General features: G+C 69.4%; 15 protein-coding genes. 6 read left to right on the top strand and 9 right to left on the bottom strand.

Features of this window, described 5'->3' with window-relative positions; translation table 11 throughout:
• Positions 1-43: 43 nt before the first annotated feature.
• From ACH4TV_RS08615 to ACH4TV_RS08625, 3 genes are all read left to right on the top strand, one after another.
• Positions 44-889 (top strand): alpha/beta fold hydrolase, encoded by an 846-nt coding sequence (locus ACH4TV_RS08615; protein WP_398395662.1) that lies wholly within the window; start codon positions 44-46, stop codon positions 887-889.
• 254 nt (positions 890-1143) lie between these two features.
• On the top strand, positions 1144-2160 hold the full coding sequence (locus ACH4TV_RS08620; protein ID WP_398395664.1) for a DNA-directed RNA polymerase subunit alpha: 1017 nt from the start codon (positions 1144-1146) through the stop codon (positions 2158-2160).
• A gap of 224 nt (positions 2161-2384) precedes the next feature.
• The gene (locus ACH4TV_RS08625) at positions 2385-2741 is read left to right on the top strand and encodes a hypothetical protein (RefSeq protein WP_398395666.1); all 357 of its coding nucleotides are present in this window, start codon (positions 2385-2387) and stop codon (positions 2739-2741) included.
• A gap of 30 nt (positions 2742-2771) precedes the next feature.
• On the opposite strand, the gene ACH4TV_RS08630 is transcribed toward ACH4TV_RS08625, so the two are convergent.
• The 4 genes from ACH4TV_RS08630 to ACH4TV_RS08645 form a co-directional block, all read right to left on the bottom strand.
• Positions 2772-3359 carry a response regulator gene (locus ACH4TV_RS08630; RefSeq protein WP_398395668.1) on the bottom strand — a complete coding sequence of 196 codons (588 nt, stop codon included), beginning with the start codon at positions 3357-3359 and terminating at the stop codon, positions 2772-2774.
• A 194-nt stretch (positions 3360-3553) separates the two neighbouring features.
• A complete protein-coding gene (locus ACH4TV_RS08635) occupies positions 3554-4705 on the bottom strand; it encodes a LacI family DNA-binding transcriptional regulator (protein WP_398395670.1) in 1152 nt (383 codons plus the stop codon).
• 105 nt (positions 4706-4810) lie between these two features.
• On the bottom strand, positions 4811-7762 hold the full coding sequence (locus ACH4TV_RS08640; RefSeq protein ID WP_398395672.1) for a Tat pathway signal protein: 2952 nt from the start codon (positions 7760-7762) through the stop codon (positions 4811-4813).
• Between the two features lie 330 nt (positions 7763-8092).
• A complete protein-coding gene (locus ACH4TV_RS08645; RefSeq protein WP_398395674.1) occupies positions 8093-9106 on the bottom strand; it encodes a hydroxyacid dehydrogenase in 1014 nt (337 codons plus the stop codon).
• A gap of 428 nt (positions 9107-9534) precedes the next feature.
• Here ACH4TV_RS08645 and ACH4TV_RS08650 point away from each other — a divergent pair, with 428 nt between their 5' ends.
• From ACH4TV_RS08650 to ACH4TV_RS08660, 3 genes are read left to right on the top strand one after another with little or no spacing between them, the layout of a single operon-like run.
• Positions 9535-10863, top strand: a complete 1329-nt coding sequence (locus ACH4TV_RS08650) for an ABC transporter substrate-binding protein (RefSeq protein ID WP_398395676.1) — start codon at positions 9535-9537, stop codon at positions 10861-10863.
• Between the two features lie 42 nt (positions 10864-10905).
• Positions 10906-11790 (top strand): carbohydrate ABC transporter permease, encoded by an 885-nt coding sequence (locus ACH4TV_RS08655; RefSeq protein WP_398395678.1) that lies wholly within the window; start codon positions 10906-10908, stop codon positions 11788-11790.
• Positions 11790-12704, top strand: a complete 915-nt coding sequence (locus ACH4TV_RS08660) for a carbohydrate ABC transporter permease (RefSeq protein WP_398395679.1) — start codon at positions 11790-11792, stop codon at positions 12702-12704. The genes ACH4TV_RS08655 and ACH4TV_RS08660 overlap by 1 nt, the downstream gene beginning before the upstream one ends.
• A gap of 78 nt (positions 12705-12782) precedes the next feature.
• Here ACH4TV_RS08660 and ACH4TV_RS08665 read toward each other — a convergent pair whose 3' ends face one another.
• The 5 genes from ACH4TV_RS08665 to ACH4TV_RS08685 form a co-directional block, all read right to left on the bottom strand.
• Positions 12783-13784 (bottom strand): ABC transporter substrate-binding protein, encoded by a 1002-nt coding sequence (locus tag ACH4TV_RS08665; RefSeq protein WP_398395681.1) that lies wholly within the window; start codon positions 13782-13784, stop codon positions 12783-12785.
• 46 nt (positions 13785-13830) lie between these two features.
• On the bottom strand, positions 13831-14619 hold the full coding sequence (locus ACH4TV_RS08670; RefSeq protein ID WP_398395683.1) for an amino acid ABC transporter ATP-binding protein: 789 nt from the start codon (positions 14617-14619) through the stop codon (positions 13831-13833).
• Positions 14616-15623 carry an amino acid ABC transporter permease gene (locus ACH4TV_RS08675; protein ID WP_398395685.1) on the bottom strand — a complete coding sequence of 336 codons (1008 nt, stop codon included), beginning with the start codon at positions 15621-15623 and terminating at the stop codon, positions 14616-14618. Before ACH4TV_RS08675 ends, ACH4TV_RS08670 begins: the two co-directional genes overlap by 4 nt.
• Before the next feature lie 149 nt (positions 15624-15772).
• The gene (locus ACH4TV_RS08680) at positions 15773-16261 is read right to left on the bottom strand and encodes a GNAT family N-acetyltransferase (protein ID WP_398395687.1); all 489 of its coding nucleotides are present in this window, start codon (positions 16259-16261) and stop codon (positions 15773-15775) included.
• Between the two features lie 358 nt (positions 16262-16619).
• A complete protein-coding gene (locus ACH4TV_RS08685) occupies positions 16620-19493 on the bottom strand; it encodes a SpoIIE family protein phosphatase (RefSeq protein ID WP_398396551.1) in 2874 nt (957 codons plus the stop codon).
• Positions 19494-19499 lie beyond the last annotated feature (6 nt).

Raw genomic sequence — 19499 nt, forward strand, 5'->3', positions numbered from 1 at the left:
GATGTGGGTGCGGGGCGGGAGTTCCGGAGTCAGGGGTGGCGGTGTGACGGAGAGTGATCTGGAGCTGGGCGATGGACGCCGACTGCATGTCTACGACACCGGCTCGGGTAACTCGGGCGGGCGCCTCGTCGTCTTCTGGCATCACGGGACGCCGAACATCGGGGCGCCGCCCGAGCCCCTTTTTGCGGCCGCGGCCCGGCTCGGCATCCGGTGGGTGTCGTACGACCGTCCCGGGTATGGGGGATCGACTCCTCGCCCAGGTCGGAACGTGGGGTCGGTGGCCGCCGATGTCTCGGCGATCGCCGATGCGCTGGGCATCGATCGGTTCGCGGTCATGGGGCATTCCGGTGGCGGTCCGCATGCCTTGGCATGCGGTGCGCTGCTGCCGGATCGTGTCCTCGGCGTGGTCAGCGTGGCAGGGCCGGCCCCCTTCGGCGCCGAAGGGCTTGACTGGTTCGCGGGGATGACGGACTCCGGGGTGAGGTCCCTGCGTGCGGCCGGCGAGGGGCGGGCGGCGAAGGAGAGGTACGAGGCGGGTGCCGCGTACGACCCGGCCATGTTCACCCCGGCCGATCACGCCGCACTCTCTGGTGAGTGGTCCTGGTTCGGCGACGTCGTCGGTCCGGCCGTGGAGGCCGGTTCGGGTGGGCTGATCGACGACGACCTGGCCTACGTCGCGCCCTGGGGATTCGACCCCGGGCAGGTCGTCGCGCCGGTCCTGTTCCTGCACGGCGGCCAGGACCGGGTCGTGCCCAGCTCGCACAGCCAGTGGCTCGCCGGCCGCTGCCCCGCGGCAGAACTGCGACTGCGCCCGGACGACGGGCACATCTCCGTCCTCAGCGCCGGCGGGGCCGCCATGGACTGGCTCGCGGACCGCGCCGGGCACTGATGCCGGGACGCATCGGCCAGGCACAGGGGACGAACACTCTGCCAGTCACGCATGTCTGTCCGGCTGTCCTGCGCGCCTGGAAACCGGCCGTGACCAGGGAAGATACGGCCGTGAGGGCGGCGGTGTGAGGAGTCTCGCAGCGTTGGAGTCGGACGGCTCGGCCTCTGCGGCGGCCGTGCCGCACCTATCACCCGTACCCTTCATGTGTCTACGGCGTCACATAGCGGGCGCCTAACCACTGGAGGCAACACCTCGTGCTGATTGCTCAGCGTCCGTCCCTGACCGAAGAGGTCGTCGACGAGTTCCGCTCCCGGTTCATCATCGAGCCGCTGGAGCCGGGCTTCGGTTACACCCTCGGCAACTCCCTTCGCCGCACCCTTCTCTCCTCGATTCCGGGTGCGGCTGTCACCAGCATCCGGATCGACGGTGTCCTGCACGAGTTCACGACCGTGCCGGGCGTCAAGGAAGACGTCACCGACCTCATCCTCAACATCAAGCAGCTCGTCGTGAGCAGCGAGCAGGACGAGCCCGTCGTCATGTACCTGCGCAAGCAGGGTCCCGGTCTCGTCACCGCCGCCGACATCGCGCCGCCGGCCGGTGTCGAGGTGCACAACCCCGACCTCGTCCTGGCCACGCTCAACGGCAAGGGCAAGCTGGAGATGGAGCTGACCGTCGAGCGCGGTCGCGGCTACGTCTCCGCCGTGCAGAACAAGCAGATCGGGCAGGAGATCGGTCGTATTCCGGTCGACTCCATCTACTCGCCGGTTCTCAAGGTCACGTACAAGGTCGAGGCCACGCGTGTCGAGCAGCGCACCGACTTCGACAAGCTGATCGTCGACGTCGAGACCAAGCAGGCCATGCGTCCCCGTGACGCCATGGCGTCTGCCGGTAAGACGCTGGTCGAGCTGTTCGGGCTCGCCCGTGAGCTCAACATCGACGCCGAGGGCATCGACATGGGCCCGTCCCCGGTGGACGCCGCTCTTGCCGCCGATCTGGTGACGCCGATCGAGGAGCTCGACCTCACTGTCCGGTCGTACAACTGCCTCAAGCGCGAGGGCGTCCACTCCGTGGGCGAGCTCGTGGCTCGTTCCGAGGCCGACCTGCTCGACATCCGCAACTTCGGTGCGAAGTCGATCGACGAGGTCAAGGCGAAGCTCGCCGACATGGGTCTGGGCCTCAAGGACAGCCCGCCCGGGTTCGACCCGACCGCTGCGGCCATCGGTGTGGACAACGAAGCGGACTCGGGTTTCCTGGAGACCGAGCAGTACTGAACCCCGCGCCGCGTCGCGCCCGTCATGCAGGCACTTCGCGTACGGGGAGAGGAAACGCCCACGATGGCCGTGCGGGACAGCTTGGCCCACTGCACGGTCTCGTGGCGCGGCTCCGGCTGAATCCCATCCTGAATCAGCCGTGAATGTCTCTGCCGCCGCCCCCGCCCCCGCCCTGTCGGGCCGAACGTGGTCCGACCCGTGGGGTTCGGGGGCAAGATGGCCTCATGACCAAGCTTTCCGAACTGTCGACGCGGTGCAACTCCTCGGGCTCCGTACTGTCCTTGTGGTCGCGTGATTCGGTGCTCTCGATCGGCTCGGTGGGGTCGGTGCTGTCCATCGGGTCGGTCGGCTCGGCCCTGTCGGTCGGCTCGATCGGGAGCGCTCTGTCGGTCGGCTCGATCGGTTCCGCCCTGTCGCGGGTCTCGGTCGGGTCAGTGCTGAGCACGGGGTCCCTGTTGTCCGCGCAGTCGCAGTGGTCGGTGCTGTCGTGGCGTTCCTCTCGCGGCTACCTGTCCGCGGGGGCCGTCGGGGCGGTGGCCGCTGCCCTGCTGTTGACGCGGGCGTCGCAGAAGGCGTCCTAGGTGAGTGCCTGACCGTGCACCGGCACCGGCTCAGGTCGGCATTCCGCGCTCTGCGAGGCCGCTTTCGTAGGCGATGATGACCAGTTGGACGCGATCGCGGGCGTGCAGCTTGGCCAGGAGGCTGCTCACGTGGGTTTTCACGGTGGGCAGGCTGATCACCAGGTGGGCGGAGATCTCGGCGTTCGACAAGCCGTTCGCGATCAGCACGAGTACCTCCTGCTCCCGCTTGGTGAGCCCGACGAGGCGTGGGGCCGCTCGGGTTGATTCGTCGCGGTGGGAGAAGTTGGCGATGAGGCGCCGCGTGACGGTGGGGGCCAGTACGCCCTCGCCGGTGGCGATGACCCGGATGCCGGCGACCAGGTCGGACGGCGAGACGTCCTTCAGCGTGAAGCCGCTCGCGCCCGCCTGTAGGGCCGGATAGACGTACTCGTCCATGTCGAACATCGTGAGGGCCAGCACCCGTACACCGGTCAGCGTCTCGTCGGAGCAGATCTCCCGGGTGGCCGTGATGCCGTCCATGACGGGCATCCGCAGGTCCATCAGGACGACGTCCGGCTTGAGTTCCCGGGCGAGTTGTACCGCCGTGGCGCCGTCTCCGGCCTCTCCGATCGCCTTCATGCCGGGGGTCGAGTCCGGGGGGCGAGTCGAAGAGGAGGCGGAAGCTCCCGCGCAACAGCGCCTGGTCGTCCGGCGGCTCCTCCACGCACAGGGACCGCAGTTCGACTCGTACGCCGGCCTCCTCGGCCGTCCGGACCAGCTCGGGCAGGTCCGACAGCCCGAGGACGGGCCGGAGGCGCAGTGCCGCTCCCCCGTCACGCCCTCGCCCGCCGCCCCCGCCCCGCCCGGTTCGGCCGCGGTGGGCGTACCGACTGGCGGATGACCAGCTGGGTGCCCAGGATGACGTGATCGCCGCCCGTGACGCGCCGTTCCCGGTCGAGCGCCAGGCGTACCGCGGTGCGCCCGAGGTCCTCGTATGGCACCCGGAGCGTGGTCAGTGAGGTCGAGAGGTCAGCGGCGAAGGGGACGTCGTCGAACCCCATGACGGAGATGTCGCCCGGGACGTCGAGGCCCGCCTCGCGCAGTGCCGCCAGTACCCCGGTGGCCACCATGTCGGTGCCCGCGAAGACCGCCGTGAAGTCCAGGTCCGCCTTCAGCGCGTCCCGCATCCGGTCGTAGCCCGAGGCGCGGGTGTACGTACCGGGGACGTCCAACTCCTCGGCGTACGGCACCCCGTGGGCGCGCAGCGCCTGGAGGTAGCCCGCCCGGCGCTGTTCGGCCGTGCTCATCGCGGGGTCGCCTCCGAGGTACAGGATGCGGCGGTGGCCCGCGGTGAGCAGGTGGTCGCCGGCCTGGAAGGCGCCGCCCCGGTTGTCGTACTCCACGACGGTCACCGGCAGGTCGCCGGGCAGGGGCGGCCGGCCGCACAGCACCAGCCGGGAGCCGACGGCGTCCAGCGCCCGCGCGTACTCGGCCATGCGTTCGTGGTACGCGTCGTCCAGCACCGCGCCGCCGACGAGGATGACCGCCGCCGCGTGCTGTTCCCGCATCAGCTGCACCAGGTCGTGTTCCCGGTCCTGGTCGGCGTGGGTGGTGCAGACGAGGCTCAACCGGCCCCGGGAGGACGCTTCCTGCTCGACTCCGGCGGCCACATCGGCGAACGACGGGCCGATGATCTGTTCCATGACGAGGGCGACGGGGCCTGCGACTCCGCCGGACAGCGCCTTGGCGTGGACGTTCACCACGTAGTGCAGGGACTCGACCGCCGCCATGACGCGGGCCCGGGTCGCGGCGGAGACGGGGTGGCTGCCGGCCAGCGCCCTGGAAACGGTTGCCACCGAGACGCCCGCCTGGGCCGCGACGTCCCGGATCGTGCTGGGCCGGTCGCCGTCGGCCCCGTTCCGCCTGCGCTTGCCCGGGGTGGCGCGAGGGCCCGATTTCTGGGCTTCGGTTCCGTTCTCCGTCACGATCCGACGTTACTGCATCACCGGTATGCCGATCGGCGGCGATGCGGTAACTCCCTCCCATCCATGTGAAAACGTTTACATATTCAACCACTCAGGCCGCGTGTCCTACCGCTGCCGCAGCACGACCGTCGTGCCCGGCTTCACGCACACGTCCGCGTCACCGCCCACCCTGCCCCCGGTGACCAGGTTCCGTGACGCGCCGAAACCCTTCGTCGTGAAGGTGTACGTGCGGTTCGCGGTGGTGTTCATGGCGATGAGGTACGGGCCGTACCGGCACCGGTAGAAGGAGGCGCGGCCCGCGTACGGGGTCTCGTGGCCGAGCGGGGAGTCCGCCACGTCCGAGGGGGCCTTGGCCAGGGGCAGCACCTGACCGGCGTACGCCTGGTGCAGGGTGTCTCCCGGGGGCGGGAAGCCGCCGCCGGGGATCGGCAGGTCGGGGACGCCGAACTCCCAGTTCACCCAGTCGGGTTCGGTGTGGGCGCGGCCGTCGGGGACGTACTTCACGTCCTGCCGGACGGTCGCCGAGCGCTCGATGCCGGCCGGGGTGATGTGGTGCACGCGGGCCAGGCGGTTGATGCCCCAGCGGGCCCGCCAGTACAAGGACACGTAGAGGATCTCCTCGCCGTACTTCACCGCGACCACGCCGTTCTCCTCGTCGGAGAAGACGAGGTCCGGCTGCCCCGGTGTCATGGGCAGCGGGGTTCCACCGCCGCTCGCGCCGGTCACGGTGGCGTGGTCGGCGGCCATGGTGAGCAGGTTCAGGTTCATCCGGTCGCCGGAGCCCCGGTCGTACGCCTCCTTGAGAACCGGGAACAGCTGGTTGTCGGCGGTCAGTTGGCGGGCGTACGCGAGCAGGTCGGGGTCCTTGACCGCGGCGGCGAACTGGGTCGGGTGGCCGTCCCAGCTGAGGTCCTGGTCGTAGGTGCTCTTGCCGGGGTAGACCGGGTCGCGCCAGCCGATGACGGACTCGCAGCGCATCGTCCTGAAGCCGTCGGCGTCCAGGCCGGGATAGCGGAAGACCCCGCGGGTCCTGGCGATCCTGACGAGGTGGTCGCGCAGTCTGTCGTCCGTCACGCCGCCGAAGACGGTGACCGCCTCGTAGATCTTGGTGAGCCAGGCCTGGACCTCGCCGTAGTTGCCGGCGTAGCCGAGCTCCTTGGTGATGCCCGCCTTGGTGACCTGGTAGTACGTGGAGCCAAGAGGTTTCGTCGGCGTGCCGTCGGCGTCCTCGGGGCCGAGCCACGGGGTCAGGCCGACCGCCTGGTAGAGGTGACCGCGGGCCTTCTCCTCGCCCCAGGCGTCGGCGGAGCCCAGGACGGTCAGGCCCCGGTCGGCGAGGTAGAGGCCGATCGCGCAGATCATCGCCTGGTTGGTGTACTGGGGGATGTTCTGCCGCCAGTACTCGCGGCTGTCCAGCAGCATCTTCGTCCACGCGGCCCGGCGGACGACGGGGCGAGGGGACGCGCCGCTCGGCGCTGTGAGGGTCAGATCGTCGAACCAGGCCGTTCCCGCACCCTGGAGCCGGAGTTGGACCTCGATCTGGGTGGCGGTGGCGGGGGTCGGCAGCGTGGCGGTCACCTGCTCCCAGTCATGGGTACCGCCGGACGCGAAGTACTTGTTGTCGCCGCCGACCAGCTTCCCGGCGGCGTCGAAGAAGAGGACGTCCAGGTAGGCGCCCTGGGCTGCCGCGCCTTCGGTCCTGACCCAGGCTCCGTAGGTGTAAGTCCCCTGGTCCACCGGGATCTTGGCGACGGGGATCAGGCCGACGACTCCGGCCGAGGGGATCGCGAACCTCGCGGAGGCGGTGCCGCCCGTGCGGGAGACGGTGGTGTCGCGGGTGGCGGTGCCGGCGCCGGACCAGGTGTTCGCGCGCCAGCCGGTCGGGAGCGTTGTGCCGTACTCGAAGCCCGAGTTGGAGATCGTCCCCGGTGAGCCGATGACCGGTTCGTCGAGCAACGGCGTGAGTTCGTCGCGCAGTTGCATGAGGAACTGGCCGATCCGGCCCAGGCCCATCCACTGTTGGGGAGAGCTCGCCTCGATCAGCTTGGGGTCGTTGACGTACTTCCAGTAGATGGCGTCGAGGCTGTTCGCCAGTTGGAGCGGTACCGCCCTGTTCCGGTACGCGGTGGTGGACGGCATCAGGTAGGCGCGGGCCAGGAAGTCCAGGTACCAGATGCTCAGTTGGGGCCCGGTGCGGTTGGTCTCGGCCGTCACCTGGGCGAGTACGCGGGACTCGATCGCGTCCAGCACTTCCCGGCCGGGGCCACCGGTACGCACCTCGGGGACGGGCGGCAGCGCGCCGGTGATGTCGTCCTCGGTGAGGGTGAAGTACGGCTCGGGGTGGGTGTAGAGGCGGTAGATGCCCCGGGTCGGGCGGGTCATCGCGCGGTAGTAGGTGTCCGCGGTCTGGGCGTAGACCGGGATCCACCCCATGGACCGGACCTCCACGCTCACGGAGGTTTTGCCTGCGGTGAGTTCGGGAGGCAGTGGCAGCGTGTGGAAGTAGAAGCGGCCCGTGCTGCGCCGGTCGGCGTCGGCGATGTCCAGGGGATCGACGGCCCCCAGATGGTAGTGGCCCACCTGCTTGCCCTCGGCGAACAGGTGGAGCCGGCCCAGGTCCGTGCCGGACTCCGAGCCCCACAGCTTGACCGTCACATAGGTGGGCCCCTTGGGCCTGCATGCCATGGTCGCCGTCAGGGTGCCGCCCCAGGGGCTCGCGGTCTCCTTCGGGTTCAGCACGCGGGCGGTCTGGCCGAGTCCGCCGCCGATTCCGTCTTCGATCCCGTCTTCGGTCCCTCCGGCCGGTCCGCCTCCCTGTCCGCCGCCGATCACGTCGGAGAGGGTCGCGGTCAGTCGGTGCGCTGTCTCGGACGCGGGGTCGCCCAGGATCAGGGTGTCGAGGGCACCTGCCTGCGCTGCCTTATCTGCCGTGGGGGCGCCCTCGGCCCGGGCCGGGTCGGCCTGCCACAGCCAGCCGGACGTGGTGACGCCCGCGGTGGCACCGGCTGTGACTGCGGCTGCCTTGAGTAGGGATCTGCGCTGAAGGGATTCGGACATGCGAGTGGTTCCTTCCAGGTCAGGGGCGGGGCGGGCTGGACGGGACGGTGCGGGCGAGGTGGACGGGGTGAGGTTGGACGGGCCGGGGGTTGGACTGGACGGGGGTTGGGCTGGGCGGAGTTGGGCTGATTGACGGGGGCGAGGTCGGGCGGCCAGTCGCGAAGGCACGAAGGCCCCGCCCCCTTCCCCCTCCCCCTCCGCACACAGCCGTGAGCCGACAGCCCCCGCCCACACGCGAGCCGCGAAGCGCCCGCGACCGAAGAGCCTCAAAGACCCCCAAGAACCCGAAGAACCCGGAGCACCTGGCGACCCCCACGAACCCGGAGAACCTCAGGCACTCCTCGCCAGATCACTCTGCTGAACCCGGTGAGCAGGCGGCAGCCCCACGCCGAGCAGTTCCAGTTCGTCGACCACCGTCCGCCCCAGACGCGCGAGTTCGTTGCCCAGCGACCCGGCGATGTGCGGGGTGAGGAAGACGTTGGGCAGGTCGTAGAGGGGGGAATCAGCGGGCAGAGGCTCCGGTTCCGTGACGTCGAGCACCGCGCAGAGCCGGCCGGAGACGAGTTCCGCGGTGAGCGCGTCGTGGTCGACGAGGGCTCCCCTGGAGGTGTTGATGAGGACGCCGCCGTCGGGGATGAGGGCGAGCCGTTCGCGGTCGAGCATCCGGTACGTCGCCGGGATGTCCGGGGCGTGCAGGGTGACGATGTCGCTGGTGCGCAGCAGCATCTCCAGCGGCATGGACGTCGCGCCCAGCGCCCTGGCCTCGTCGACGTCCACGTACGGGTCGTACAACGTGGCCGTCAGGTCGAAGGGGCGCAGCAGTTCCAGTACCCGGCGGCCCACCCGTGAGGCACCGATCACGCCGACCCGCCGGCCGAGGTTGCCCACGTGGGCGTATTCGAAAGGGGCCGGGTAGACCCGCTCCCGGCGGAAGCGCTCGCGCAGCCCGAACGCGTCCTTGCCCGCGAGAAGTACGGCGGCCAGCGTGTACTCGGCCACGGGGAGCGCGTTGGCCTGTACCGCGCTGGAGACGGTGAGCCCGCGCTCCCAGAAGGCGTCGCCGAGCAGACTGCGGACGCTGCCCGCGGCGTGCAGGACGGTGTGCAGCCGGGGTGCGGCGGCCAGCACGTCCACGCCGATGTGCGGGCAGCCCCAGCCGGTGATCAGCACTTCCGCCTCGGCCAGCGCGGCGGCGGCCCCCGGGTCGGTGAAGTCCTGGACGACCAGCGTGGGATCGATCCGCGCCAGTTCCCGCAGCCGTTCCATCTGGGCGGGCGGGAAGAGCTCGGGCAGGTGCACCGGGTCCATCGCGAACAGCGCGATCGGCAGACGGGACGTGGGCATGGGGGGCATGGGACTCCTGCTTCGGTGCGGAAGCGCACGGCGAACGACGAACAGCGTGGAAGAGCGGGGCACAGCGACGAGCAGCGACGAGCAGCGACGAGCAGCGACGAGCAACAAGAGATGTAAACGTATTCCACGCTAGGACCGGCTGTCCGAGTCGGTCAATGCCCCTGCGGGGAGCGCGAGGTCGCGACTGCCACTTTCCCGAACTGATATGAAAGCGAAAAGGCCAGGTCAACGATGCTTGCCGGTAACCTGCGAGCAAGGTGCGCGAAACAGGAATCTCGCGACCTCTTGCCTTCTCGGCCACCCGCGGCCTACCGTCCAGCACGGCAAACGGTTACATCCCCCGCTCTCGCTAACCGTCGAACATCGCCCAGCGTCCCCTCCCTCCCCCTCCCCCGTGGTGATACCTAAGGAGCACGCTCATGTCCGTCAGATTCAGGCGCCCCGCACTCGCCGGAGTCGTCTGCGCTCTCGCGCTCACCGTCTCGGCCTGCGGCGGGTCCGACTCCGGGGACGACGCTTCGGGGTCCTCGGGGCCGGTGACCCTCCCGTACTGGGGCTGGGCCAACGGTCAGGAGGCGGTCGTCAAGGCGTTCAACGCGTCGCACAAGGACGTCCAGCTCAAGTACACCAAGGTCACCGACCAGTTGACGATGCAGAAGAACCTGGCCAACGCCCTCAAGGCCGGTGACGCCCCCTGTCTGGCGCAGAACACCGCCGAGTTCGTCACCACGCTGGTCTCGCAGGACGCGCTCGCCGACATCACGGAGTACGTCGGCTCCAGCGAGGACAAGTTCAACGCGGGCGCCTGGGCGGGTGCGCAGGTGCAGGGCAAGGTCTACGGCGTTCCCACCAGCTCGGCGCCGCAGTTCACGATCTACCGCACCGACATCTTCCAGAAGTACGGCCTGAAGACCCCGGCCACCTGGGACGAGTTCATCGCGGCGGGCAAGGTCCTGAAGAAGCACGACATCGAGATCACCAACTACGCCGGTGAGGACCCGAGCACCCTGGTCGTGCTGTCGATGCAGGCCGGGGCGCACTGGTACGCCATCGACGGCAACGCCTGGAAGATCGACTTCCAGGACGCCGGCAGCCTCAAGGCCGCGAAGGTGATCCAGGACATCGTCGACAACGACCTCAACTCCAAGCTGTCCTTCGCCGACTACGCGGCCGTGCAGCGCAACTACGACGAGGGCGGCACCGCGACCCGGTCCATCTCCACCTGGCAGATGGCCGGCATGGTGCAGAACTTCACCAAGTCCTTCGGCGACTGGGCGCTGTCACCGTGGCCGACGTTCACCGGCGAGGCGGCCAAGACCCCGGCCGGCACCAACCTGACCGGCAACCTGAACCTGGTCACCAAGGACTGCGCGAACAAGAAGCAGGCGGCCGAGGCGGCGCTGTGGATGTCCACGAACACGGGCGCGGTCAAGACGATGGCCAGCCCGACCACCGGCAACGGCGTGCTGCCCGCGCTGGCCGACAGTCAGTCGTACGTCGGTGAGGCGATCTCCGACAAGCTGCTCGGCTCGAACTACGAACCGGCGAAGAAGATCGTCACCGACAGCCTGGGCACCGTCACCACCGACTGGACGTTCGGACCGGACTGGACGGCGATGTACACGGAGCTGGCGAGCGGCTGGGCGAAGGTCATCAACAAGGAGCAGAAGGTCACCGACCTGCTCGCGCACATGCAGGAGTGGACGGTCGACGACCTGAAGTCCCGCGGTATCAGCGTCAAGAGCTGAAACGGCTGAGACAACTAGCGTCAAGGGCTGAGGCACCTCACGATGATTCGCTCCCAGCGCTGGAAGGGTGCCGCCTTCACGGTGCCCTTCCAGGTCGGCTTCGTCTTCCTCTATCTGATCCCGATCGGCTACGCGGTCTACCAGTCGCTGTTCCTCCAGCAGCAGTCCGGGCTGGGCCTGGGCGGCGCGACGGAGAAGTTCGTCGGGCTGGACAACTACCAGCAGGGGCTGACCGATTCGGCGTTCCTGAACTCCGTGCTCCGCGTGTTCCTCTTCGCCTGCGTGCAGATCCCGTTCATGCTCGCCGTCAGCCTGCTGCTCGCCCTGTGCCTGGACGCGCTCACCTCACAAGCAGCGAGCAGGTTCCGGATCATGCTGCTGGTCCCGTACATGATCCCGGGTGTGGTCGCCGCGCTCGTGTGGATCAACCTCTACAGCCCCGAGGTGGGGCCGCTGACCTCGCTGGGCGAACTCCTCGGCTTCGACTGGAACTTCTTCGCGCCCTCGATGGTCTGGCCGTCCATCGGCAACCTGCTGACCTGGCACGGCATCGGCTACAACATGGTGATCATCTACTCGGCGCTCCAGGGCGTCCCCCGCGAACTGTTCGAGGCCGCGCGCCTGGACGGGGCCTCGGAGGCGCGCATCGCGCTGAGCGTCAAGATCCCGTACGTACGCGGAGCCCTCGTCCTGACCGGTCTGCTCTCGGTCATCCAGATGCTGCAGATCTTCAATGAACCCGCGCTGTTCCGGAACGTGACACCGCAGACCGTCGACGACAGCTTCACCCCGATCATGATCATCTACAACCAGGCGTTCAACGCCGGCAACTACCACTACGCCGCCGCCCTGTCGGTCCTGCTCGCCCTCATCCTCGGCGTCGCCTCCTTCCTCTTCTACCGGCTGACTTCGAAGGAGGTCGACTGATGACGCTCACCGAGGACCGCGCGCAGAAGCCCCCGGCGCCCCCCGTGCGACGTCTGCCCCGCCCGGACCCCGCCGGCAGGTCGCGCGGCGGCCAGCGGTTCGTCCTGGTCGGCCTGGTGCTGGCCAGTGCGTACAGCCTGTTCCCGGTGTACTGGCTGATCATCGCCGCCACCAAGGACCGTACGGGCCTCTACCAGTCCAACGGCCTGTGGTTCTCCGGCTGGCACCTGTGGGACAACCTGCAGCAGCTGTTCACGTACGAGGACGGCATCTTCCTGCGCTGGACGGCCAACTCGTTCCTGTACGCCGGTGTCGGCTCCCTCGGCGGCACGCTGATCGCGCTCGCGACGGGCTACGGCCTGGCCCGCTTCGAATTCCCCGGGCGCGGGGTGGTGTTCGCGTGCGTCGTGGGGTCGTTCCTGATTCCGATCGCGCTGCTCACGCTCCCGCTGTATCTCCTGTTCTCGGAGATCGGGCTGGTCGACACCCCCTGGGCGATGCTGATCCCCTGCCTGATCAACCCGTTCAGCGTGTACCTGGCCAAGGTGTACACCGAGGCGACGATCCCCTTCGAACTCCTTGAGGCGGCCCGGCTCGACGGGGCCGGGGAGCTGCGGATCTTCTTCAGCATCGTGCTGCGGATGATGACGACCGGCGGCGCCACCGTGTTCCTGCTGGCCTTCGTCAACACCTGGAACGCGTTCTTCCTGCCGCTGACCGTGCTGCGCGGCGAGGAGAACTGGACCCTCAACCTGGGCCTGTACAACTGGTCGGGCAAACGCCTGGAGTCCGGCGTCGACCTCACCAGCCTGGTACTGACCGGGGCCCTTCTGTCCATCGTGCCGATGGCGATCATGATGGTCGCGATGCGCCGCTACTGGCGGTCCGGAGTGACGCTGGGGGCCCTCAAGTGACCTTGTTCCAGGGCATGTTGACGTGTCGTGTGCCAAGGCGCGTCGACCGTGCCGTCCCGGTCTACGCGCCCTGGTCCGCTACTTGTCGGTCAGGGGCAGGCCGGGCGGGTTGATCTCCGACGTGGTCACCGCCTCGTCGGACAGGCCCCAGCGCTTCAGCACCTTTGCGTACGTGCCGTTCTCGATGATCTCGTCGAGCGCGCCGGCGAGCGCCTTGACCAGACCGCTGTCCTTCTTGGTGGTGGCCGCGATGAGGCCCTGGAGGGTGGCGCCGGCGCCGGAGTACGTGCCGACGACCTCCGTCTTCCCGGTGCTGGCCGCGTGGTAGGCGGCGTTCGGGTTGGGGCCGAGGTAGAGGTCGATCCGGCCGGACTGGAGGGCGAGATAGGTGTCGCTGTCGCTCTGGTAGTACTTGATGTCCACCGGCTTCCGGCCGGCCGTCTCGTTCTCCTTGCTCCACTCGACGAGCAGCTTCTCCTGGTTGGTGCCGCTGCCCACGGCGACCGTCCTGCCCGCCACGTCCGCGGGCCCGGTGATCTTCAGACCGCTGCCCTTCTTCGCCTCGAAGCCCAGGTTGTCCTCGCGGTAGGTGGCGAAGTCGTACTTCTCCTTGCGCTCCTCGGTGACGGTGATGTTGCTGATGCCGACGTCGTACTTGGCGCTGTCGAGGCCGACGAAGATGTTCTCCCAGGAGACGGAGTTGAAGTGCGGCTCGAGGCCCAGCACTTCGGCGACGAGATGGGCGAGGTCGGGCTCGACGCCGATGACCGTCTTGTTGTCGGTGGCGAAGAAGCCCAACGGCGCCGATCCGGTGGAGGAGTTGACGATCTCCAGGGTGCCTCTCTCGCGGATCCTCTCCGGCACCTCGGCCGCGATGGAGTCGACCTTGCCGGTGGTAATCCGGTTCTGGTCGGGGCTCAGATTGATCGTCGTACCGCTGCCGGCGCCCTTCGTGGCCGCGACCTCGGTGGTACCGCCGTCCGAGGGGTTGGCGCAGCCGGCGAGGACCAGCGCGGCGGCCAGTCCCAGGGCGGCTGCGGTGGATCGACGGGCAACGTTGAAGCTGAGGCTGACGGACACGGTCGTACTCCTTGCGTGGGATGTCGAACAGTCAAGTAGGGGCGGTTCAGAGGACCTTGGAGAGGAATGCGCGGGTCCGGTCGTGTTGCGGGGCGTCCAGTACGGCAGCGGGCGGGCCCTGTTCGACGATGACTCCGCCGTCCATGAACACCACGGTGTCGGCGACCTCGCGGGCGAAGCCGATCTCGTGAGTGACGACGATCATGGTGGTGCCGGTACCGGCCAAGTCCTTGATGACGTCCAGGACTTCGCCGACCAGCTCCGGGTCGAGCGCCGAGGTCGGCTCGTCGAAGAGGAGCACCTTGGGTTCGAGGGCGAGTGCGCGGGCGATGGCGACGCGCTGCTGTTGGCCGCCGGACAACTGCCGTGGGTAGGCGGCCTTCTTGTCGGTGAGACCGACCCGGTCGAGGAGCCGCTCGGCGGTGGCGACGGCCTCCTTGCGCGGGCGGCGCAGCGCGGAGACGGGCGCTTCGACGAGGTTCTCCAGCACGGTGAGATGCGGGAAGAGATTGAAGTTCTGGAAGACGAACCCGATGTGGGTACGTTGCTTCAGTACGTCCCTCTCCCGCAGCTCGTGCAGCTTGTCGCCGGAGCGCCGGTAGCCGATCAGCTCGCCGTCGATGCTGATCCAGCCGCGGTTGACCTTCTCCAGGTGGTTGATGGTGCGCAGCAGCGTGGACTTCCCCGAGCCCGACGGGCCGAGGATCACGGTGACCTCGCCGGCCCGGACCTGGAGATCGACGCCGCGCAGCACCTCCAGCGGACCGAAGCTCTTGTGGACGCCACGGACGTCCACCATCACGTCCACCGTCACGTCCACCGTCACGTCACTCATCGGGTACCTCCCAGGGGCTGGTGGCTCCGCTGCGCCGCCGCGGCACTCAGGTCGCGTACGAGGCGCCGGACGCGCTGGAGCGGGGTGGGCGGCGGGGTCCGGTTGGCCCCACGGGCGAAGTGGCGCTCCACGTAGTACTGGGCGACCGACAGCAGGGAGGTGAGTACGACGTACCAGGCGGTGGCGACCAGCAGCAGCGGGATCACCCGGCCGTTGCGGCCGTAGACGACCTGGACCTGGTAGAAGAGCTCGCCGATCGCCATCACGTAGACCACCGAGGTGCCCTTGAGCAGGCCGACGATCTCGTTGCCCGCCGTGGGCAGGATGGCGCGCATGGCCTGCGGGAGCACGATCCGCCGTATCTGCCGCAGCCGGGGAATGCCCAGCGCGGCGGCGGCCTCCAGCTGCCCGTGGTCGACGGCGATGACCCCGCCCCGGACGATCTCGGCGGCGTACGCGGCCTGATGCAGCGTCAGTCCGATGATTGCGGCGCCGATGGTGCCGATCAGGGTGTTGCTGTCGACGGACCAGAACACCGGGCCGAAGGGGATGCCGACTCCCAACTCCTGGTACAGGGCACCCAAGTTGAACCAGAACACCAGCTGGACGATCATCGGGATCGACCGGAAGATCCAGATGTAGGTCCAGGCGACGGTCTGCAGCACGGGGCTCCGCGAAAGCCGCATGAAGGCCAGCACCGTACCGAGAAGGAAGCCCAACACCGTTGCGTAGGCGGTGAGTTGGAGGGTCACGCCGACCGCCTGGACGATCGTCTCGGACAGCACGTAGTCGCCGAAGACGCCCCACTCCCAGACGGGGTTGGTGGCCAGGCCGTGCGCGAACTGGGCGACCAGCACGGCCACGGCGGCGGCCGCCACCCAGCGGGCGTAGTGACGGACGGGGATGACTTTCAGGGAGGCGGGGTCCTCCGGACGGGGCGGTGGCGGTGGCGGTGAGGTCTCGGTGCTCCCGGGTGGTGCTGTGGAGTCGGTGGCGATGCCCATAGTGGGTTCCTGTCCGGATCGAGGGGTGGGGGGAAGGGTGAGGGGTGGTTGGGCTTGGTGATGTGCTACCGGCGGGTGGGGGCTTGTCGCGCAGTTCCCCGCGCCCCTGAAGTCGGGCGCTGCGCGCGGCCGACTTCAGCCAGGACCGTTCAGGGGCGTGGGGTGAGGTGCTTCTCGAAAGGCAGCTTGCCGATGGTTTCCGGGTCGGCAGTCGTGTCGAAGAGGGGTGTGTAGTCGGTGGCCAGGTAGAGGGCGCGGGCTTCCGGCTGGTGGGGGCCGGTGGTGAGGTAGACGCGCCGGTAGCCCTGGGCGCCCGCCTCGCGCTCCAGTTCGTCGACGACCCGGCGGGCCAGACCGCGCCGCCGGTGCGCGGAGTGGGTCCAGATCCGTTTCAGTTCCGCCGTGCTCGCGTCGTACCGGCGGAACGCGCCGCCCGCGACCGGCTCGCCGCGTTCGAGGAGCAGGAGCAGCACGCCTCCGTACGACGGCGTGAACTCCTCGTCGGGGTAGCGGGCGAGTTCGGCGTGGGCGTCCTTGCCGTAGCGGGTGGAGTACTCGTCGCCGAGTTCACGCAGCAGGGGCTTCACGCGAGGGTCGGACACAGGGACTTGACTGACCGTCAATTCGGTTACGGGCAACGAGGGTTGCACGAAGAAGAGCGCCTTTCTCGGGTTCCCCTACACGCAGGCAGGACTGAACAGCCCTGCGTACGGCCGCGGTTGACCGCACGCCGAGGGCATGGAGGGAGAGGGAGCAAGAAAAGAAGGAGGAGCCGGGGAAGCGAGAGAAGCCGGGAGGGAAGGGCCGGTCAGACGGCCCTCTACCGAGTCAGGCGCGACACGCGGCGGAGCACACTCGACAGAGGTCGATGTGGCCGCGCGAGACCAAGCGCTGCTGCTGGGCATCCATGCGAACAATTGAGCAGTACAGCTCACTCATCCGTCAAGCCACCGCCCGGATGCCGGACAGGTCGAACAGCGGCTCACAGCGCACAGCTCACGGGGACGGCAGAGGCTGTTCGGTCCAGATGATCTTGCCGTCGGCCGTGTAGCGGGTGCCCCAGCGTTCGGTGAGCTGGGCGACGAGGAAGAGGCCCCGGCCACCCTCGTCCTCGGTGCGGGCGCGGCGCAGTCGTGGTGAGGTGCTGCTGCCGTCCGAGACCTCGCAGATCAGGGCGCGGTCGCGGAGCAGCCGGAGCTGGACCGGGCCGGTGGCGTGGCGGATGGCGTTGGTGACCAGTTCGCTGGCCACGAGCTCGGTGGTGAAGGCCAGTTCGTCAAGACGCCAGGCGGCGAGCTGGTCGATGACCAGCATGCGGGCCCGGGAGACGAACGCCGGGTCGTTGGGCACCTGCCACTGGGCGACCTGTCCGGGCCCCAACGCGTGCGTACGGGCGACCAGCAGAGCCACGTCGTCACTGGGCCGGGCGGGGAGCAGCGCGTCGAGGACCGCCTCGCAGGTGTCCTCCGGTGCCCGGCCGACGCAGGCCAGGACGGCACGGAGCTTGTCCATGCCGACGTCGATGTCCCGGAGCCGGTCCTCGATCAACCCGTCGGTGTAGAGCACCAGTTGGCTGCCCTCGGCGAGTTCCAGCTCGACGGTCTCGAAGGGCATCCCACCGAGCCCGAGCGGCGGCCCCGGCGGCAGGTCGACGAAGTCCACGGTGCCGTCGGGTCCGACGATCGCCGGAACCGGGTGCCCGGCGCGGGTGAGGGCGCAGCGCCGGGACACCGGGTCGTAGACGGCGTACAGACAGGTGGCGCCGATGATCCCCGCGTCCTGGTGGGTGTTCTCCACGGCCCAGCCCTCGCCCCGGTCGAGCCGTCCGACCAGGTCGTCGAGGTGGGTGAGGAGTTCCTCGGGCGCCAGGTCCAGCGCGCAGAAGTTGTGCACGGCAGTACGCAGCCGCCCCATGGTGGCCGCGGCATGCAGCCCGTGTCCCACGACGTCCCCCACCACCAGTGCCACGCGCGCGCCGGACAGCGGGATGACGTCGAACCAGTCGCCGCCGACCCCGGCCTGCGCGGGCAGATAGCGGTAGGCGACCTCGACGGCGTTCTGCTCGGACCGCCCGCGCGGGAGCAGACTGCGCTGGAGGGCGAGCGCGGTGTTGCGTTCGCGGGTGTAGCGGCGGGCGTTGTCGACGCAGATCGCCGCACGTCCGGCCAGCTCCTGGGCGAGGGACAGGTCGTCGTCCTCGAACGGGGCGGGCCGCTCGGAACGGTAGAAGCAGACCACGCCGAGGATCACGCCCCGGGCCCGCAGCGGCACGGTGATGAGCGAGTGGATCCCGGTCCTGAGGATGCGCTCGCCTCGCACGGGATCCTGGGCGATCCAGCCGCCGTCCACGGTCAGCGTGGGTTCGAGAACGGGCTGTCTGCCCTCCAGCGCGCGGGCCTGCGGCGTGGAGGAGACGTACTGGACCGCGTCACCGACCTCGTACAGCCACGACTCCTCGTGTACGGCGCTCAGCGCGACCCGGCGCAGCGGGGTGTCCGCGCCGAGCGGCCCCGGCTCCTCTCCCCTGAGCACGGAGTCGGGCAGGTCGACGGCCGTGAAGTCGGCGAACCGGGGAACGGCGACCTCCGTCAGTTCCTCGGCGGTGCGGGTGACGTCCAGGGTGGTGCCGATCCGGACCCCGGCGTCGTGCAGCAGCTCCAGCCGTCTGCGGGCCAGCACGGCGAGCCGCCCGACGCCGGGCTCGCCGACGAGGAGCAGCCAGGCGTCGGTGTCGGTGCCGGTGTCGGTGGACTCCGGGGCAGGCGGTGGGGCCGGTTCGGGGACGGCGCGCAGGATGACAGGGGGCAGGACGGCGGTGGGCGTCCGGGTCGGCTGCGGTGCCGGCGGCGGCACGGTCGGGACACCCACCGGCGGGGTGCTGACGGGACCGGCGTGGCGCAGGCGCGGGCCGCCGAGGACCCGGGCCTCGACGACCACACCCGACTCGCCCGCCGCTCCGCTGACCTGGCGGCGCAGCAGGGTGGCGGTCCGCCCGCCGGAGAGGACGACCTCGTCGAGGGTGCGGTGCGGGGCGGCGATCAGTTCCTCGGCCTTCTCACGCAGCACGGCCAGGTCGATCGGGCCGAGCGCGCTGCCGTCGTGGGTGGCGCTGCGGCCGGTGGGCGCGGGCAGGGGCTGGAGCCGGTCCTGGGGCTGCGGCGGCCAGCCGCCGACGTCACGTTGCCCTCCGTCGGCGTCGTGGCCGGCCCGCCGGTACGCCGTGAGCAGCGCCTGCTCCCGTTCCGTGGCCTGCTCCAGCAGCCGCGCCTCGATGTCACGTACGGCTTCGCGGACCAGCCGCATCATCGCGGGGTCGCCGTCGTCGCGCAGACAGGTGAGGTCGAGGACGGCTTCGATACGGCCGCTGAGGGGGTTGCGGATGGGCGCGCCCGCACAGGAGAACGGCTGCAGACAGTCGGCGAAGTGCTCACGGCCGGCGACGAAGACGAGGCCGCGCCCGGCCAGCGCGGTGCCGACGCCGTTGGTGCCGACGGCGCTTTCGGAGATGTCGAATCCGGGGGCGAAGTTCACGTCGTTGAGGCGGGCGCGCAGCCGCCTGTTCCCGCCGTACCGCTCGATCATGCGGGCCTGTCCGTCACAGAGCGCCACGGTCATGTTCACGTCGGCGAGCGAGGCGGTCAGCCGCTTCAGCACGGGGTGGGCCGCACGCAGGACTCGCTGGTCCAGCGCGAGGTCCGGTGCGTACGGGACCAGCAGCCGGTCCGGTTCGACCCCTGCGTACCGGCACCGCTTCCACGAGTCGAGCACCGAGTCCCGTACGTCCGAGTCGACCCGCGCACCGGCCAGGAACCGCTCGTGAGCATCGACGAGGCCGCCGATGTCGTCCCAGGCGACCGACAACGGGATCACTTCCCT

The organism is Streptomyces sp. NPDC020898, assembly GCF_044333925.1.
Lineage (GTDB): Bacteria > Actinomycetota > Actinomycetes > Streptomycetales > Streptomycetaceae > Streptomyces.

Coding starts and splice junctions, on each gene's coding strand:
- ACH4TV_RS08625 (WP_398395666.1), top strand. CDS start 2,385: ATGACCAAGCTTTCCGAACTGTCGACGCGGTGCAACTCCTCGGGCTCC.
- ACH4TV_RS08630 (WP_398395668.1), bottom strand. CDS start 3,359: ATGAAGGCGATCGGAGAGGCCGGAGACGGCGCCACGGCGGTACAACTC.
- ACH4TV_RS08640 (WP_398395672.1), bottom strand. CDS start 7,762: ATGTCCGAATCCCTTCAGCGCAGATCCCTACTCAAGGCAGCCGCAGTC.
- ACH4TV_RS08645 (WP_398395674.1), bottom strand. CDS start 9,106: ATGCCCACGTCCCGTCTGCCGATCGCGCTGTTCGCGATGGACCCGGTG.
- ACH4TV_RS08650 (WP_398395676.1), top strand. CDS start 9,535: ATGTCCGTCAGATTCAGGCGCCCCGCACTCGCCGGAGTCGTCTGCGCT.
- ACH4TV_RS08655 (WP_398395678.1), top strand. CDS start 10,906: ATGATTCGCTCCCAGCGCTGGAAGGGTGCCGCCTTCACGGTGCCCTTC.
- ACH4TV_RS08660 (WP_398395679.1), top strand. CDS start 11,790: ATGACGCTCACCGAGGACCGCGCGCAGAAGCCCCCGGCGCCCCCCGTG.
- ACH4TV_RS08670 (WP_398395683.1), bottom strand. CDS start 14,619: ATGAGTGACGTGACGGTGGACGTGACGGTGGACGTGATGGTGGACGTC.
- ACH4TV_RS08675 (WP_398395685.1), bottom strand. CDS start 15,623: ATGGGCATCGCCACCGACTCCACAGCACCACCCGGGAGCACCGAGACC.